This is a genomic window from Pseudomonas boreofloridensis, assembly GCF_030580795.1.
Classification (GTDB): Bacteria; Pseudomonadota; Gammaproteobacteria; order Pseudomonadales; family Pseudomonadaceae; genus Aquipseudomonas; species Aquipseudomonas boreofloridensis.
In genome coordinates this window covers 1-16,161 of sequence record NZ_JAUQOQ010000023.1, presented here as the reverse complement: position 1 = coordinate 16,161, position 16,161 = coordinate 1, and the positions used below count along the sequence as shown (strand labels likewise).

The following is a 16,161-nucleotide window of genomic DNA, read 5'->3' as shown; positions in this document are numbered from 1 at the left end:
GCTCGCCGCAGCGATTTACCCGCGAAGAAAATACGAACGCGGGGCGCATCGACGTGCGCCCCGCATTGAACGCATCAGGCTGCGCCCTGGCCCTCGGCCAGGAAGAACCAGGTTTCGAGCACCGAGTCCGGGTTCAGCGACACGCTTTCGATGCCTTGCTGCATGAGCCACTTGGCCAGATCCGGGTGGTCCGAAGGGCCCTGGCCGCAGATGCCGATGTACTTGCCGGCCTTGTTGCAGGCGGCAATGGCATTGGCCAGCAGCTTCTTGACCGCCGGATTACGCTCGTCGAACAGGTGGGCGATGATGCCGGAGTCGCGGTCCAGGCCCAAGGTGAGCTGGGTCAGGTCGTTGGAGCCAATCGAGAAGCCGTCGAAGTACTCGAGGAACTCCTCGGCGAGAATGGCGTTGGACGGCAGCTCGCACATCATGATCACGCGCAGGCCATTGTCGCCACGGGCCAGGCCATTCTCGGCCAGCAGGTCGACCACTTGGCTGGCTTCGCCCAAGGTACGCACGAACGGCACCATGATCTCGACGTTGGTCAGCCCCATCTCGTTGCGCACACGCTTGAGCGCACGGCACTCGAGCTCGAAGCAGTCACGGAACGACTCGCTGATGTAGCGCGACGCCCCGCGGAAGCCCAGCATCGGGTTCTCTTCTTCCGGCTCGTACAGCTTGCCGCCGATCAGGTTGGCGTATTCGTTGGACTTGAAGTCCGACAGACGCACGATGACCTTTTTCGGCGAGAAGGCTGCCGCCAGAGTGCTGATGCCTTCGACCAGCTTCTCGACATAGAACTCGACCGGGTCGTTGTAGCCGGCGATGCGCTTGTCGACGCTGTCCTTGAGCTCCGGCGGCAAGCCGGCATAGTTCAGCAGCGCCTTGGGGTGCACGCCGATCATGCGGTTGATGATGAACTCCAGGCGCGCCAGGCCGACACCGGCGTTGGGCAACTGGGCGAAGTCGAAGGCACGGTCAGGGTTGCCGACGTTCATCATGATCTTGAACGGCAGTTCCGGCATGGCGTCCACAGAGTTCTGCTTGACGTCGAAGCCCAGTTCGCCTTCGAAAATGAAGCCGGTGTCGCCCTCGGCGCAGGACACGGTCACGCCCTGACCGTCCTTGAGCAGTTGCGTCGCATTGCCGCAACCGACCACGGCCGGAATGCCCAGCTCACGGGCGATGATCGCGGCGTGGCAGGTACGACCGCCACGGTTGGTGACGATGGCGCTGGCGCGCTTCATCACCGGCTCCCAATCCGGGTCGGTCATGTCCGAGACCAGCACATCGCCGGGCTGAACCTTGTCCATCTCCGACACATCACGGATCACGCGCACCTTGCCGGCGCCGATGCGCTGGCCGATGGCGCGGCCTTCGACCAACACCGTGCCCTTTTCCTTGAGCAGGTAGCGTTCCATGACATTGGCGCTGGCGCGGCTCTTCACCGTTTCCGGGCGGGCCTGGACGATGTACAGCTTGCCGTCGTCACCGTCCTTGGCCCACTCGATGTCCATCGGGCGCTGGTAGTGCTGCTCGATGATCATGGCCTGCTTGGCCAGCTCAACGACTTCGTCGTCGCTCAGGCAGAAGCGCGCACGCTCGGCGCGATCGACCTCGACCGTCTTGACCGAGCGACCGGCCTTGGCTTCGTCGCCATAGACCATCTTGATCGCCTTGCTGCCCAGGTTGCGGCGCAGGATGGCCGGGCGGCCAGCCTGCAAGGTGTTCTTGTGCACGTAGAATTCGTCAGGGTTGACCGCGCCCTGCACCACGGTTTCGCCCAGGCCGTAGGCGCCGGTGATGAACACCACGTCGCGGAAGCCCGATTCGGTGTCCAGGGTGAACATCACGCCAGCGGTGCCGGTTTCCGAACGCACCATGCGCTGCACGCCGGCCGACAGGGCCACCAGCTTGTGGTCGAAGCCCTGGTGTACGCGATAGGCGATGGCGCGGTCGTTGAACAGCGAGGCGAACACTTCCTTGGCCGCGCGGATCACGTTGTCGACGCCACGAATGTTGAGGAAGGTTTCCTGCTGACCGGCGAACGAAGCGTCCGGGAGGTCTTCGGCCGTGGCCGAGGACCGCACGGCGACGGCCATGTTGTCGTTGCCGGCAGCCATTTCGGCGAAGGCCTTACGAATTTCGGCATCCAGGCGCGCCGGGAACTGCGCGTCCATCACCCACTGACGGATCTGCGCACCGGTCTTGGCCAGGGCGTTGACGTCGTCCACGTCCAAGGCATCGAGCGCGGCATGGATGCGCTCGTTCAGGCCACTTTGCTCGAGAAAATCACGGTACGCCTGAGCCGTAGTGGCAAAGCCGCCCGGCACCGAAACGCCGGCACCTGCAAGATTACTGATCATCTCGCCCAGGGATGCGTTCTTGCCCCCCACATGCTCCACATCATGGACGCCGAGCTTATCGAGGGAAACTACGTACTCTACCAAGGTGATCTCTCCACTGACTGTGTTGGAAAAGCTCAAGGGCGCCCGCCTGTCGGGGTTGCGGCTGGGCCGGGACGCTTGTGGCCTGGACCTGGAAAATAAGTGAGAATGCCGAACGTCCGCGTTCGGCAAACCGAACCTATCATATCCAGAAACATTCGGCAGCTTAAGGCCCTTGGCGCAAATGAAACGATCCGCGTTCTTCATCTCCGACGGTACCGGCATCACGGCCGAAACTCTGGGCCAAAGTCTGCTGGCGCAGTTCGATACCATCCCCTTCGCCAAATTCACCCGTCCCTACATCGATACGCTCGACAAGGCCCACGCCATGGTCCAGCAGATCAATGCAGCGGCCGAGCGCGACGGCGTCCGTCCGATCATCTTCGACACCATCGTCAATCAGGACATCCGCGAAGTCATGGCCACTTCCAATGGCTTCATGATCGACATCTTCTCCACCTTCCTGTCGCCGCTGGAACAGGAGTTGACCGCCCACTCGTCTTATTCGGTGGGCAAGTCGCATTCCATTGGCGGCAACTCCAACTACATGGAGCGGATCGAGGCGGTGAACTTCGCCCTGGACAACGACGACGGCGCGCGCACCCATTATTACGACAAAGCCGACCTGATATTGGTGGGCGTGTCGCGATGTGGCAAAACGCCGACGTGTTTATACATGGCCATGCAGTTCGGCATTCGCGCCGCCAACTACCCGTTGACCGAAGACGACATGGAACGCCTGCAACTGCCGCCGGTGCTGAAAAAGCACCATAACAAGCTGTTCGGCCTGACCATCGACGCCGACCGCCTCACCGCCATCCGCCACGAGCGCAAACCCAACAGCCGTTATTCGAGCTTTGCCCAGTGCGAGTTCGAGGTGCGCGAAGTTGAGAACCTGTTCCGCCGCGAGAACATCCCCCACATCAATTCCACGCATTTCTCGGTGGAAGAGATTTCGGCGAAGATCCTGGTGGAGAAAGGGGTGGAAAGACGGTTCAAGTAACACCGTAGCGGCCCACCACCAGGCCGTCGAAGACAGATAAAAAAGCCCCGGCATCGCTGCCGGGGCTTTTCATTTCAGCGCAAGACTCAGGACGGAATCACCACCGCCTGCCCGCTCAGCGCCAGGTCGACCAGCTCGCGGTTGGCCACCGCGTACATCGCATAGTCGGTGCCGCTGGCGTTGCGCAGGTCGTCGAGCATGGCGCGCCAGCGCTCGACCATCACCCGGTGCTGCTCGGCCCACAGGGCCACGCGGGCATCCATGTCGTCCGGGGCATCGGCCATCTGCAGCACGGAAATGGTGATCGCGCGCTGCTGCAGGTCGATGTCGTCGCGGAACGCCTCGCGGGCCAGGGCCTGCCAGTTGTTCTCCACCGGCAGGTTGCTGATCTCCTGCAAGTACCAGGTCAGGTCCAGCGCGCTGCCCACGGCGAAGAACGCCTTGGCCACCTGGGCCGGATCGTGGCCGGTGACGTCCGAGGCCTCGATGATCGGCAGCAAGGTGTACAGGTGCGTGGTGCCGGCCACCATGCGCGCCAGCAACTCCGGCACACCCGCTTCGACGAAGCTCTGGTAGCGCGTCTGCCAGCGCTCGCGGGTCGGACCTTCCAGCAGTTCGTCGAGCTTGAGTCCCAACTGCGCGATCTTCGGCCCGAAATGCGCCGTGTCGCGGCCAGCGTCTTGTTCGTTGCGGCGGCTGCGCAGGAACCAGCGGGTGGCGCGACGGCCCAGACGCATCAGCTCATCCATCAGGGTCAGCTGGATGTCGGCCGGGACCTGGTAATCCAGTGCCTCGATCTGACGGAACCAGTGCGGCAGGTGGAAGATGTCGCGCACGATCACGTAGGCACCGGCGACATTGGCCGGGCTCATGCCAGTGGACTCCTTCAGGCGCTGCACGAAGGTGATGCCCATGTTGTTGACCAGGTCGTTGGCGATCTGGTTGCTGACGATCTCGCGCTTGAGGCGGTGACGGCGCATGGCCTCGGCGAATTTGCTGACCAGCGACGGCGGGAACGCGGTTTCCATGTCGCGGGTCAGGTACTCGTCGTCCGGCACCTCGGACTTGAGCAGTTGCTCCTTGAGGTCGATCTTGCTGTAGGAGATCAGCACCGACAGCTCGGCACGGGTCAGGCCGTGGCCAGCGGCCAGACGCTCGGCCAGCAGGTCTTCGCTGGGCAGGAACTCGATGGCGCGATCGAGCTTGCCGCGCGATTCCAGATCGGCCATCAGGCGTTTGTACTCGGCGATCCGCTCGCGGGCGCGACGGGCGGCGAGCGACAGCGCCTGGGTCTGCTTGTAGTTGTTGCCCAGCACCAGGGCCGAGACTTCCTCGGTCATGCTGCCCAGCAGCTGGTTGCGCTGCTTCTCGGTCATGTCGCCGGCCTGCACCACTTCGTTGAGCAGGATCTTGATGTTGACCTCGTGGTCGGAGCAGTCCACGCCACCGGCGTTGTCGATGAAGTCGGTGTTGGTGGCGCCGCCGTGCAGGCCGAATTCGACGCGGCCGAGCTGGGTCATGCCCAGGTTGCCGCCCTCGCCCACCACCTTGCAGCGCAGCTCGTTGCCGTTCACCCGCAGGGCATCGTTGGCCTTGTCGCCGACGTCGGCGTGGCTTTCGCTGCTGGCCTTGACGTAGGTGCCGATACCCCCGTTCCACAGCAGATCGACCGGGGCCTGCAGCAGCGCGTGCAGCAGTTCGGTCGGGGTCAGGCGGTCGGCTTCGATGGCGAAGCGGGCCTTCATCTGTGGGCTGATGGCGATGCTCTTGGCACTACGCGGGAAGATACCGCCGCCTTCGGACATCAGCGTGGTGTCGTAGTCAGTCCAGGCCGAACGCGGCAGTTCGAACAGGCGCTTGCGCTCGACGAAGCTGCTGGCCGGATCCGGATTCGGATCGACGAAGATGTGCAGGTGGTTGAACGCGGCCACCAGTTGCAGCTTGTCCGACATCAGCAGGCCGTTGCCGAACACGTCGCCGGCCATGTCGCCGATGCCAACCACGGTGATCGGGTCTTCCTGCACATTGATGCCACGCTCGCGGAAGTGGCGCTGCACGCCGACCCAGGCGCCACGTGCGGTGATGCCCATGCCTTTGTGGTCGTAGCCGGCCGAGCCTCCGGAGGCGAAGGCATCGCCGAGCCAGAAGCCATAGTCGTTGGCGATGCCGTTGGCGATGTCGGAGAAGGTTGCGGTGCCTTTGTCCGCCGCCACCACCAAGTAAGGGTCGTCCTCATCGTGACGCACCACGTTGACCGGCGGCACCACGCCGCCGTCCTTGAGGTTGTCGGTGATGTCGAGCAGGCCGCTGATGAAGATGCGGTAGCAGGCGATGCCCTCGGCGGCGATCTCGTCGCGCCCGCCGCCCAAGGGCAGGCGACGCGGCAGGAAGCCGCCCTTGGCGCCGACCGGCACGATCACCGAGTTCTTCACCTGCTGGGCCTTGACCAGGCCGAGCACCTCGGTGCGGTAGTCTTCCTCGCGGTCCGACCAGCGCAGGCCACCGCGGGCGACGTTGCCGAAGCGCAGGTGCACGCCTTCGACCCGTGGCGAGTACACGAAGATCTCGAACTTGGGTACGGGCTTGGGCAGCTCGGGGATCAGCCGTGGGTTGAACTTGAAGCTGAAGTAGCCCTTGCTCTGACCGCTGCTGTCGGTCTGGTAGAAGTTGGTGCGCAAGGTGGCCTTGATCAGGTCCAGGTAGCGACGCAGGATGCGGTCTTCGTTGAGCACCTGAACGTCGTCCAGCGCGCTGAGAATCGCCTGTTCCAGACGCTGCTGTTTGTCGTCCAGGTCATCCTGGCCGAGCTTGCGCGCCAGGTAGAAGCGGGTCTTGAACAGCCGGGTGAGCTCGCGGGCAATGTCGGTGTGGTTGTTCAAGGTGCTGGCGATGTAGCCCAGGTCGAAGCCCAGACGGATCTGCTTCATATAGCGGGCATACGCGCGCAGCAGCGCCACGTCGCGCCACGGCAGGCCAGCGGTGAGCACCAGGCGATTGAACGCGTCGTTCTCGGCTTCGCCCTGGACGATATGGATGAAGGCGTCCTGCAGGGTGTCGTTGAGCTGCTGCAAGTCCAGGCTCAGCCCTTCGCTGTAGGTGAAGGCGAAGTCGTGAATCCAGAACTCGCGGCCATTGGCATGACGCAGCCGATACGGGAACTCGCCGAGCACGCGCAGGCCCAGGTTCTCCAGGATCGGCAGCACATCGGACAGCGCCAGCGGCGTGTCGGCGTGGTACAGCTTGCAGTGCAACTGACGCTCGCCGATCTGGGTGAGCGGCTGGTAGAAGCTCATGGCCAGGGGCTTGGCCTCGGACAACGCCAGCACATGCTGCATGTCGACCACCGCCGAGTGCGCGGCGAAGCGCTCGCGGTAACCGGCCGGGAAGCCTTTGGGGAAATCGGCCAGGATGTTGGTGCCCTGGGCTTCGCCGAAGTTGTCCACCACCAGCGCCGAATAGTCGTCCTGCCACGAGCGGCAGGCCTGGATCACTTCGTTTTCCAGTTGCTGCGGATCGATGTCGATGCGGTTCTTCGGATCGACCCGCAGAATCAGTTGCACCCGCGCCAGCACCGATTCGGAGAAGAAGGTCCAGAACTCGCAGTCCGAGGCCTTCAGGCGCTCCATCAGCACCTGCTGGATCTTCTGTCGCACTTCGGTGGAATAGACCTCACGCGGCACGTAGGCCAGGCAGTAGCAGAAGCGGCCGTAGGGGTCTTTGCGCAGGAACACGCGGATCTTGTTGCGCTCCTGGATCTGCACGATCGACATCGCGGTGCTGAACAGCTCGTCGATCGGGGTCTGGAACAGGTCGTCGCGCGGCAGCACTTCCAGGACCTGGGTCAGCTCCTTGCCCAGGTGCGCCTTGGGGTCGAAGTGCGAGCGACGCTCCACTTCGGCGACCTTTTCGCGAATGTACGGAATGGTATAGACGCTCTCGCCGTACACCGTGGAGGTGTACAGGCCCATGAAGCGGCATTCCTTGAGGACCTTGCCGTCGGCATCGATCTGACGGATCGACACATAGTCCGGGTAGGCCGGGCGGTGTACGCGGCTCGGCTGCGAGGCCTTGGCGAACGACAGCAGGCGCGGCTCGCGCAGGTAGCTGACGGCGTAGTCCTCGATGCGCAGGTCGTCGCTGCTCAGGCCAGTGCGCAGCACGCGCGGCAGGCCGAGGAACGAGGATTCGTCATACGCCAGGCTGCCGCCGGCGGCGTCGGTCTCGACTACGAATTCCTCATAGCCGAGGAAGGTGAAGTGGTTGTCCAGCAGCCAGGTGAGGAAGCTCTGCACCTCGGCCTTGTCATGCTGCGCCGGCCCGAAGGCGTTCTCGCCCACCAGCGCCAGCAGGTCGCGGACCTTGGCCTTCATCGGCTCGAAGTCAGCCACCACCACGCGCACATCGGCCAGCACCAGCTCCAGCTCGCGGGTCAGGCTGGTCAGCTCGGCAGCGTTGGCGCAGCGGTCGATTTCCAGGTACATCAGCGATTCGTGATTGACGCCTTCACCCTGGGTACCCTTGGGCAGCAGTTCGAGCAGTTCGCCCTTGGCCCCACGCCGGGTGCTGAGCACGGTGGTCTGCAGGGTGTGGATGCTGTAGCCGCGGCGGTTCAGTTCGGTACGCACCGAGTCGACCAGAAATGGCAGGTCGTCATGCAGGACTTCGACCACGGTGTGCGTGGACTGCCAGCCATGGCGCTCGTAGTCCGGGTTGTAGACCCGCACCAGCGGGGTGGCCGAGTCGAAGCGCTCGATGGTGCGCCAGGCAGAAAGGGTGCAGCCGGCCAGGTCGGACAGCCGACGCTGGGTGAGTTCGTCCAGAGAGATGATGCCGAAGAACTGCTCAGCGAACAGCGCCACTTGTGGCAGGGACTGTTCGCTGATGTGCTGCGCCAGGGCCGCTTGCAGTTGATGCTGGAAGTCGGCCTTGCTGGCTGCGGTGAAAAACGCCATCTGTGGTACTCCGCTTGGGCTTTTTTTTGGTGAAGCGTCGTGTACGTGTACGTCCGCCGTTCAGGATCAACCATAGCCAACCCATGGCGACAGAACGATGGAATCAAGGCGTCGGACAGGTCCCGCGCGTCGGCGTTCCGGGCCACCCGCCAAGGATGAGCACCTGCAAAGACGACTGCCGGGGCGGTGGCCTTACGGCTGCCCATCGACTGGGCAGCTTAACGACTGAGCGGTCACCGCGGCTTGCAGCGCTGCGACATATTCGGTCAAGCGGCGGTAACTGTGCATTTATGCGCGGTGCCAAGGCTGGCACAATCGCGTTTCACTTCCTTGAACCGAGCCGCCCATGCAACTGAAAACCGCCCTGCTCTTCGCCACCCCGTGCGACGACGAAGAAGACGACATGGCGACCCTGTGCTGCCACAGCGACAAGGGCCAGATGTTCCTGCTCACCCGCTACCCCGACGAAGACACCGTCGACCTGACCCTGGACGACGAGCCTTCGACGCTGGATGGGCTGACCGTGACGTTGAGCGCCGAGCGCCTGCTGATCGAGGTGGCCCCCGGTGATCGCGATGCCCTCAAGGGCGACGCGCACCTGGAAATCCTCCTGACCTCGGCCGGTAGCGACCTGGACGAAGTGGCGCTGACCTTGCGCAATATTCTCGACGGCACCGGCACCTTCGTCTCCGAGCTCTGACGGCCGCAGGCACGATTGACAGATCGCCAGGCCCTAGGCATTGTCTGACAACCTGACCACTAGGCAATCCCTCCATGCTTGAGCTTCAGCGCCCCGACACCCTCGTCGACCGAGTGGTCAGCGCCATCCGCGCCGAGATCGACGCCGGCCGACTGGCCGCCGAATCGCGCCTGCCCACTGAACAGCAACTGGCCGAGCAGCTCAACGTCAGCCGCTCCGTGGTGCGCGAGGCGGTGGCGCAGCTCAAGGCCGATGGCGTGCTTATAGCCCGACGCGGGCTGGGCTCCTACATTTCCCAGACCCCCGGCGGCACCGTGTTCCGCTTCCCCGGCAGCAGCGGACGCGCGCCCGACCTGGTGCAGATGTTCGAAATGCGCCTGTGGATCGAAACCCAGGCCGCCGCCATCGCTGCGCGCAGGCGTGATGCCGCCGACCTGACGCGCATGGCCGATGCCCTGCAGATCATGCTCGACCCCGGCAGCGACCTGACTCGCGCCGCAGCCGCCGACGTGGCCTTTCACCGCGCCATCGCCGAAGCCAGCAAGAACGATTACTTCGTCGCCTTCCACGATTTCCTCGGCGGCCAACTGGCCAGCGCCCGCCGTACCGCCTGGGAAAACTCCGCCCGCCGAGCGATCGGCGGCTCGGCCGACGCCAGCCGCGAGCACCAGGCGCTGTACCAAGCCATTGCCGACGGCGACCGCCACGCCGCCGCCGGGTGCGCTGAAGCGCACCTGCGCGCCTCGGCCAAACGCCTGAAGATCGACCTGCCCGCACTCGACTGAAGCCCATGACGCTCCGGGGCTGAAGCCCCGGATTTTTAACGCACTACTTTGTCTGACAACCTGATAATCAGATTCAAAGACACGCACTCAAGGTAACCCGCATGACCCACGACTATTGCATCATCGGCGGCGGCATCGTCGGCCTTGCCACCGCGATGGCCCTGCTGGAACAGCGCCCCGGCGCCTCGCTGTTGCTCCTGGACAAGGAAGACCAATTGGGTCGCCACCAGACCGGCCACAACAGCGGCGTGATCCACGCCGGCATCTATTACGCACCCGGCAGCCTCAAGGCCGAACTGTGCAAACGCGGCGCCCAGGCCACCAAGGACTTCTGCCACGAGCACGGCATCGCCTTCGAGGTGTGCGGCAAGCTGCTGGTGGCCTCCAACGACCTGGAGATGCAGCGCATGCAGGCGCTGTACCAGCGCTCGCAGCAGAACGGCCTCAAGGTCGAGCGACTGGACGCGGACGCCCTGCGCCATCGCGAGCCGAACATCGTCGGCCAGGGCGCGCTGTTCCTCGATGCCACCGGCATCGTCGACTACAAGGAAGTGTGCAAGGCCATGGCCCGGGTGATCGAGCGCGCCGGCGGCGAGGTGCGCCTGTGTACCACAGTGCGCGCGATCCAGGAGCACACCGACCACGTCACCATCACCAGCGACGCCAACACCTGGCGTGCACGGCAACTGGTGGCGTGCGCCGGCCTGCAATCCGACCGCCTGGCGCGCTTGGCCGGGGTCAGCATCGATCACCAGATCATCCCATTCCGCGGCGAGTACTACCGCCTGCCGCCGAGCAAGAACGGCATCGTCAACCACCTGATCTACCCCATCCCCGACCCCGACCTGCCCTTTCTCGGCGTGCACCTGACGCGGATGATCGACGGCAGCGTGACCGTCGGCCCGAATGCCGTGCTCGGCCTGGGCCGCGAAAACTACCGCAAAGGTTCGGTGAACTGGCGCGACGTAGCCGAGTACGCCCGCTTTCCCGGGTTCTGGAAAACCCTCTGGAACAACCTGGGTTCCGGCACCACGGAAATGAAGAACTCGCTGTTCAAGCGCGGCTACCTGGAGCAATGCCGCAAGTACTGCCCGTCGCTGGAAATCGACGACCTGCTGCCGTATGAAGCCGGCATCCGCGCCCAGGCGGTGATGCGCGACGGCACCCTGGTGCATGACTTCCTGTTCGCCGAGACGCCGCGCATGGTGCATGTCTGCAACGCCCCCTCGCCGGCCGCCACCTCGGCCATTCCCATCGGCCAGATGATCGCCCAGCGCATCCTCAAGGCCCGCTGATTTCTGCTGCACCTTCCACTACAAAGACAATAAGGAATAACCCATGTCGGCACATGAAACGGCCCCGTCCGCGACGGAAACCCCCGACCAGCAACGCAAGCGCCTGCGCAAGGTCGCGGCGGCGACCATCTTCGGTTCGATGCTGGAGTGGTATGACTTCTACCTCTACGCGACCATGGCCGCGATCGTTTTCTCGAAGATCTTCTTCGACGCCAGCAACCCGGCGGTGGCCTCCCTGCTGGCCTTCTCCACCTTCGCCATCGGCTTCATCGCCCGCCCGTTCGGCGGCATCCTGTTCGGCTACCTGGGCGACCGCTTCGGCCGCAAGCACGTGCTGGTGATCACCTTCTGCCTAATGGGCGTGTGCACCACGTTGATCGGCCTGATCCCCGGCTACGCCACCCTCGGCATCTGGGCGCCGATCCTGCTGGTGGTGATCCGTATCATCCAAGGCCTGGGCGCCGGCGCCGAACTGTCCGGCGCAGCGGTCACCTCTTACGAGCACGCCAGCGAAGGCAAGCGCGGCAGTCAAGGCGCCTGGCCAGCGCTGGGCCTGAACCTGGGCCTGCTGCTGTCGTCGCTGACCGTGTACCTGCTGACCATGAACGGCAACGACTTCCTGCTGGCCGGTGGCTGGCGCATCCCCTTCATCGCCAGCATCGCACTGGTGGCGGTGGGCCTGTGGGTGCGCAAGAGCATCCCGGAAACCCCGGACTTCAAAGCCCTGGACACGGCCGAGGACACCCCCAAGGTCTCGCCACTCAAGCTGCTGCTGCGCAATGACCGCAAAGGCCTGGCCGTGGTGTTCTTCGTGGCGGTCGGCTACAACGCCCTGAGCTACATCTTCAAGACCTTCTCTCTGGCCTACCTGACCCAGTTCAAAGGCGTCGAGGCCCATGTCACCTCCCTGTCGGTGACCATCGCCAGCCTGGTGGCGATCTTCGCTGTGCCCTTCTTCGGCTGGCTGTGCGACCGCTGGAGCAGCAAGACCGTACTGGTGCTCGGCGGCCTGCTGTCGGTGCTGTTCGCCTACCCCTTCCTGCGCCTGCTGAGCACCGGCGAGCCAACGCTGATCTATGTGGCGATCGCCCTCGGCACCGGCATCCTGGCGCCCATGATGTTCGCCCCACAGGGCTCGTTCCTGAGCCGACAGTTCCCCACCCAGACCCGCGCCTCGGGCTTCGGCACCGGCCGCGAAATCGGCACGGCGGTGGCAGGCGGCCTGGCACCGCTGGGCGGGCTGGCATTGGTGGCAGGCTCGGCGACGCACTCCACCGATGGCGTCGCGCTCATCCTGGCGGTGGCTGGGGTGTTGGTGGTGGTGTTCGCCCTGCTCGACCAAGGACGCAAGTATTCCAGCGCCAAGAACTGAGGCGGCGGGGATTTGCGACGATACGCCACACTGGCGCGTTCGACGGGGCTGATCTTTACTGCTCCGGGTCCGGCCCTCGCTGGCCTGTCTGGCGATGTGCCGCGACCGGGCGAACGGACCTTCCGGGCGAGTGTGGTGTACCCGCCAGTGTCCGGGATGACCGACCGTACCCTCACTATGGATAGAACGCGTGGGTTTACCCACTCAGGAGCTTGCGAATGAAGAACGTACTGTTGGCGGTGTTTCTGCTCTGCGGTTTCTCCCTGACTGCCCAAGCGGCGTGCCCGGTGTTCGGCCCGTCGAAAGACCCTTGCAGCGGGCCGGTGTTTGGGCCTTCGACGTGTCAGTGTCCTTGAGGTAGGAGCGGTGTGGCGGGCTCGGGGGATTGGGCCCGCTATGGGGGGAGTGGTTATTGGATGGGGTTTTCTCGGGTGATGTTTAAGTATTACTTATTTGAGGGTGCGGCGGCGTATCGGCAATGCACTTGGGGAATGAAGTCGTACGGTAGCGGAGGTTCTTAAACTCTACTAAGAACTCGTTCGATAGGTGCCCTGATGTAGGACAGCCGGAATCAGAGCTCTTGGAGATTGGCGATCTAGAGCACAAAAAACCCGACACTTCTCGCAATCAAAGAAATGAACAGAAAATTAATTTTTACATGCCGTTAGTGCCTAAAAAGCAATACTCAAAAATTAAAATCAGAAACCATAAAGCTTCCAAAAATTCTTACCATCGACAATCCAATACTGCAAATCATCCGGCACCAACAGGGCAAAATCAACACTAAAAGATGCGTTCCACTTATCTTTCGGCAACGCTAGATCTTCATGCACCCGCCGTAGTCAGTATGACGATAAATCCCACGATCAAAGTTCACATAAAAGCTTGGCAACTTCATTCGCAAAAACTCCACTTATACTTGCCGATATCCCCGCCATGCGACAAGAATTTTTCCACCTCACCATAAAATACTCGCGCATTTTCCGCAGAGAGTTCCCCAAGAAAAAACCTTGCGTCATGGACAGCTCTTTAATTTCTGCGCCAGCACTAGCAATATACTCATGAAAATTATCGCCAGTTAAAACAGATATTCACCACGGAACATCTTTAAGGAAAGTCCGAACAAGTTTCCATCAGCCGAAAATTGACGGCATGAGGATGCCGAAAAGCCCGATTTTCAGCCGCTGATTAGTGGATAAAGGCTAAGCTTTGGTTATTTGCCCTCACGGGCGCACCTCTCCCACAGCCGGGAATAACTGCCGGCGCACCATCCACAGATCCGACAGGGCAAACAGCGTGGTCAGTTGCGCCGTGTTCCTGGCTAAACCACGGAAGCGGGTTTTCACATAGCCGAATTGACGCTTGATCACACGGAATGGATATTCGACTTTCGCTCGCACCTGCGCTTTGACCTTCTCGATCTTGCGTCTGGCCTTTTAGAGCACGCTTCGTTTGCTCAAGTGTTTACAGGTGCTCCGACGAGCCGCAATCTGCCAGATCACCGGCCTTCCTTCATGCTCCAGCCGCTTCTCCACGCCGGTATAGCCCGCGTCGGCACAGATAACATTTTCGTCGCCATGCAGCAGGTGGGCGACCTCCGTTACATCGGCCGCATTCGCCGCTGTACCGTGGCCGTTGTGCACCAGGCCCGACCCAGCATCGGCACCGATAGGCGCTTTCATGCCGAATAAATACTGACTACCTTTCTTCGTCTGATGCATTTCAGGATCGCGCTTGCCGCCCTTGTTCTAAAAGCGAAAAACCACAGCATGATCGTATTCAAACAGCAACATACCCCTCAAGAAAAAAAACCTCCGAGACATCACAATCAGGATAAACCCAATTCGCCCAATTAGAAACCAACCACTCTTTGTCCACCCCACCGTTTAGACACAAGCATTCATCAGGCAAGTGAACCACAACCAAACCTGCCTTATATCCTGAAGTCACGATTAACCCATAGCGGCTCAATTCAACCTGAGTTTCGAATATCATAAAATCCACCCTATCTTCGTAGGGATAACTTCCGCGAACCCTAAACACATTTCCACGAAAAAAAGCACTGCCCTCAAAATCGACAAGTCTCAAGATGAACTCCTTATTTTATTTTTAAATTGTGTCTACCTGTTGTGTCAGCAGGCTTTGTTTGATTGAACTCGAAATCAACTTCACCCATATGCTTACCATTTTTGGGATTCAGAACTTTGAAACGTCCATGCAAGGTATCGAGTGCATATAAGTTACCGTCTTGACCTCTATAAACATCTCTGCCATCTAGTTTAGTTAGTCTCGTGTCTTTTACCATTCCATTAGCTGCAATAACGCTCGCGACGACACTCTTGATTCTCGCTACTCGTTCGCCGGCGGACAGGCCCGATAGACTCTTCTCAAATTGAGCGACGGTTTGCGCAGCTGGAAGTGTACCTTGTACACCTACGCCTCCCCGGCCCGCAATGATACCCATGCCAGCCATAGACGTAAGCTCAAAAAGCCTACTCGCCTTCTCCTCGACCGACAATTGCTTGCCTGCCAATCGATTCAGCCAATCAGTTTCCCTATCCCACTTTTCCAAGCCAGCCTGCTCAGCAGGCGTCAGCCAGCCCTCCGATATATATTTCGCTTGGATTAGATCTTTGTCAGAAACGAATAAGCCTCCCCACTTATCGACCCCAGAGAAGGCATTGCGACGTTGCTGGGATCACCTTGTAGTAAGCCCGGGACGTCATACGCCACCGTCCGCCTGAACATACCCAACAGTTCCTGCGCAACGGGGTCGTTCATAGCGATAGTATTGGCCTGGATAGCCTCTACACAGGCCCTGGACTCGCAGCCTTGGATCGCCTGGGACCGGTCCGCAGAAAGCTTTTCATAGCGACCGACAATGCCTTCCACTTGTGCTCTGCCGCACGCCCCGCTGGCTTTGCAGCCCTTCAACTCATCCAGCAACTTCTCGGCGGTCGGGCTCTTCATACACACCCAAAAGCTGACGAATCATACACACCGTGGAACGATAGCGCTCCAGTTCCATTTCAAGATCTTCCCAAACATTCATATGCATCATTTAACTCTAATTGGTTGAATAAGTCCGACTTGACCAGTCGATGGATTGTATATCATTTCCAACCCAGCTCCTTCGTACTTGAAGTAACCTGCGGCACCGCGAGGATCAGGAATGATTTTTGGATTGCTATTTAGCACTTCCCTCGCTTGGAGAAACGCCGCAGGATGACCCTGACGCCACAACCGCTCATAGTAGGATTTACTGAACTTCAATCCATCGACAGAATAGAACTCGCCATCGAAATCAATTCGCATGCCGCCCGAGGTCGAATTCGGAGATCTTCCCAAGACATTTCGCTGAACCAGCGTACCGGCTTCAGCGTCTGTCTGCGAACTTGTCGAGTTAGGATTTTGTGACGTGCCGCCACTGGTAGAAGCCTCCGGCTTACCTCCAGCCTGTCCAACAGCACCACCTACTGAGCCCTTGCGATTCGTGACTGCCTTGACGACAGTTCGCAACCACATCCCAAACTTACCGACATCCTCTGCGTCAACCCCAACGCCTACCTGTCCCGCAGCCTCTTGGGCTGCATCGGTCACCGCCTTG

General features: G+C 61.3%; 11 protein-coding genes and 1 pseudogene. 6 read left to right on the top strand and 6 right to left on the bottom strand.

Features of this window, described 5'->3' with window-relative positions; translation table 11 throughout:
- Positions 1–74 precede the first annotated feature (74 nt).
- Positions 75–2,450 carry a phosphoenolpyruvate synthase gene (ppsA, locus tag Q6A47_RS20665; RefSeq protein WP_304485244.1) on the bottom strand — a complete coding sequence of 792 codons (2,376 nt, stop codon included), beginning with the start codon at positions 2,448–2,450 and terminating at the stop codon, positions 75–77.
- Positions 2,451–2,631: 181 nt separating this feature from the next.
- Here ppsA and ppsR point away from each other — a divergent pair, with 181 nt between their 5' ends.
- Entirely contained in the window at positions 2,632–3,450 is an 819-nt protein-coding gene (gene ppsR, locus Q6A47_RS20660; RefSeq protein WP_029613993.1) for a posphoenolpyruvate synthetase regulatory kinase/phosphorylase PpsR, read from the top strand.
- 86 nt (positions 3,451–3,536) lie between these two features.
- On the opposite strand, the gene Q6A47_RS20655 is transcribed toward ppsR, so the two are convergent.
- On the bottom strand, positions 3,537–8,402 hold the full coding sequence (locus Q6A47_RS20655) for an NAD-glutamate dehydrogenase (protein ID WP_304485243.1): 4,866 nt from the start codon (positions 8,400–8,402) through the stop codon (positions 3,537–3,539).
- Positions 8,403–8,748: 346 nt separating this feature from the next.
- On the opposite strand from Q6A47_RS20655, the gene Q6A47_RS20650 reads away from it, so the two are divergent.
- From Q6A47_RS20650 to Q6A47_RS23220, 5 genes are all read left to right on the top strand, one after another.
- Positions 8,749–9,102, top strand: coding sequence for a hypothetical protein (locus tag Q6A47_RS20650; protein WP_029613994.1), 354 nt, complete (start codon positions 8,749–8,751; stop codon positions 9,100–9,102).
- Positions 9,103–9,176: 74 nt separating this feature from the next.
- On the top strand, positions 9,177–9,887 hold the full coding sequence (locus Q6A47_RS20645) for a FadR/GntR family transcriptional regulator (protein WP_304485242.1): 711 nt from the start codon (positions 9,177–9,179) through the stop codon (positions 9,885–9,887).
- 101 nt (positions 9,888–9,988) lie between these two features.
- Positions 9,989–11,182, top strand: a complete 1,194-nt coding sequence (gene lhgD / locus Q6A47_RS20640; RefSeq protein ID WP_304485241.1) for an L-2-hydroxyglutarate dehydrogenase — start codon at positions 9,989–9,991, stop codon at positions 11,180–11,182.
- Positions 11,183–11,225: 43 nt separating this feature from the next.
- Complete coding sequence (locus Q6A47_RS20635) at positions 11,226–12,554, top strand: MFS transporter (protein ID WP_304485240.1); 1,329 nt, start codon at positions 11,226–11,228, stop codon at positions 12,552–12,554.
- 218 nt (positions 12,555–12,772) lie between these two features.
- A complete protein-coding gene (locus Q6A47_RS23220; RefSeq protein ID WP_240326970.1) occupies positions 12,773–12,910 on the top strand; it encodes a PA0050 family protein in 138 nt (45 codons plus the stop codon).
- A gap of 867 nt (positions 12,911–13,777) precedes the next feature.
- Here the strand turns inward: Q6A47_RS23220 and Q6A47_RS20625 are convergent.
- The 4 genes and pseudogenes from Q6A47_RS20625 to Q6A47_RS20610 all read right to left on the bottom strand — a co-directional run.
- A pseudogene (locus tag Q6A47_RS20625) lies at positions 13,778–14,302 on the bottom strand (IS5 family transposase); the annotation flags it as partial.
- 31 nt (positions 14,303–14,333) lie between these two features.
- Positions 14,334–14,642, bottom strand: a complete 309-nt coding sequence (gene imm45 / locus Q6A47_RS20620; protein ID WP_116887891.1) for an Imm45 family immunity protein — start codon at positions 14,640–14,642, stop codon at positions 14,334–14,336.
- 10 nt (positions 14,643–14,652) lie between these two features.
- Positions 14,653–15,126: a hypothetical protein gene (locus tag Q6A47_RS20615; RefSeq protein WP_304485239.1), complete on the bottom strand. Its 474-nt coding sequence runs from the start codon at positions 15,124–15,126 to the stop codon at positions 14,653–14,655.
- A 485-nt stretch (positions 15,127–15,611) separates the two neighbouring features.
- The coding region (locus Q6A47_RS20610; RefSeq protein WP_304485238.1) for a hypothetical protein at positions 15,612–16,161 on the bottom strand (550 nt) is incomplete at its 5' end.

Bases quoted from the DNA above. Each gene is read 5' to 3' on its own strand.
- ppsR (WP_029613993.1), top strand. From the start codon at position 2,632: ATGAAACGATCCGCGTTCTTCATCTCCGACGGTACCGGCATCACGGCC.
- Q6A47_RS20655 (WP_304485243.1), bottom strand. From the start codon at position 8,402: ATGGCGTTTTTCACCGCAGCCAGCAAGGCCGACTTCCAGCATCAACTG.
- Q6A47_RS20650 (WP_029613994.1), top strand. From the start codon at position 8,749: ATGCAACTGAAAACCGCCCTGCTCTTCGCCACCCCGTGCGACGACGAA.
- Q6A47_RS20645 (WP_304485242.1), top strand. From the start codon at position 9,177: ATGCTTGAGCTTCAGCGCCCCGACACCCTCGTCGACCGAGTGGTCAGC.
- lhgD (WP_304485241.1), top strand. From the start codon at position 9,989: ATGACCCACGACTATTGCATCATCGGCGGCGGCATCGTCGGCCTTGCC.
- Q6A47_RS20635 (WP_304485240.1), top strand. From the start codon at position 11,226: ATGTCGGCACATGAAACGGCCCCGTCCGCGACGGAAACCCCCGACCAG.
- Q6A47_RS23220 (WP_240326970.1), top strand. From the start codon at position 12,773: ATGAAGAACGTACTGTTGGCGGTGTTTCTGCTCTGCGGTTTCTCCCTG.